The organism is Synechococcus sp. R5-12 (genome assembly GCF_047502655.1).
Taxonomy (GTDB): domain Bacteria; phylum Cyanobacteriota; class Cyanobacteriia; order Thermostichales; family Thermostichaceae; genus Thermostichus.
On the sequence record NZ_JANSIM010000213.1, the window covers coordinates 1 to 1142 of the forward strand.

The following is a 1142-nucleotide window of genomic DNA, read 5'->3' on the forward strand; positions in this document are numbered from 1 at the left end:
GGGGGATCCACCAATGCTGTTGAAGCGTCAGGTCAGGCCATCAGCCACGCACCGCAGGCGCTACCTCCACCGCCGCCAAATCCAGCGGGAAGTTGTGCGCATTCCGCTCGTGCATCACTTCCATCCCCAGGTTCGCCCGGTTCAGCACATCAGCCCACGTCCCAACCACTCGACCGTTGCTGTCCACAATCGACTGGTTGAAGTTGAACCCGTTCAGGTTGAACGCCATGATGCTGATCCCCAGCGCCGTAAACCAAATCCCAATCACCGGCCAAGCCGCCAGGAAAAAGTGCAGGCTCCGGCTGTTGTTGAACGACGCATACTGGAAAATCAACCGGCCAAAATACCCGTGCGCCGCCACAATGTTGTAGGTCTCTTCCTCTTGCCCAAACTTGTACCCCAGGTTCTGAGACTCCTCTTCCGAGGTCTCCCGAATCAGGCTCGAGGTCACCAGCGACCCGTGCATGGCACTAAACAGCGCACCCCCAAACACGCCAGCCACGCCCAGCTGGTGGAACGGGTGCATCAGGATGTTGTGCTCCGCTTGAAACACCAGCATGAAGTTGAAGGTCCCCGAAATCCCCAGGGGCATCCCATCCGAGAACGACCCCTGCCCAATCGGGTAAATCAAAAACACTGCTGTGGCCGCTGCCACGGGCGCAGAGTAAGCCACCGCAATCCAGGGCCGCATCCCCAAACGGTAGCTCAGCTCCCATTCGCGTCCCATGTAGCAGAACACCCCAATCAAAAAGTGCAGCACAATCAGCTGGTACGGACCGCCGTTGTACAGCCACTCGTCCAGTGAGGCGGCTTCCCAAATCGGGTAAAAGTGCAGGCCAATGGCTGCCGAAGAGGGCACTACAGCCCCAGAAATGATGTTGTTCCCGTACAGCAAGGAACCGGAAACGGGCTCGCGGATGCCGTCAATGTCCACCGGCGGAGCCCCAATGAAGGCGATGATAAAGCAGGTGGTGGCAGTCAGGAGGGTGGGAATCATCAGCACCCCAAACCAGCCAATGTAAAGGCGGTTATCGGTGGAGGTGACCCACTCGCAGAACTGCTCCCACACGTTGCTGGTTGAGCGACGTTGGATAACAGTAGTCATGAGGACAAACTTCCCTAAGGAAGCGCGAAGATTGACA

At 57.9% G+C, this 1142-nt stretch carries 1 protein-coding gene; it reads right to left on the reverse strand.

Annotation, left to right across the window (positions count from 1 at the left end):
* Nucleotides 1–40: 40 nt before the first annotated feature.
* Nucleotides 41–1105, reverse strand: a complete 1065-nt coding sequence (psbA, locus tag NW843_RS11030) for a photosystem II q(b) protein (RefSeq protein WP_011432036.1) — start codon at nt 1103–1105, stop codon at nt 41–43.
* Nucleotides 1106–1142 lie beyond the last annotated feature (37 nt).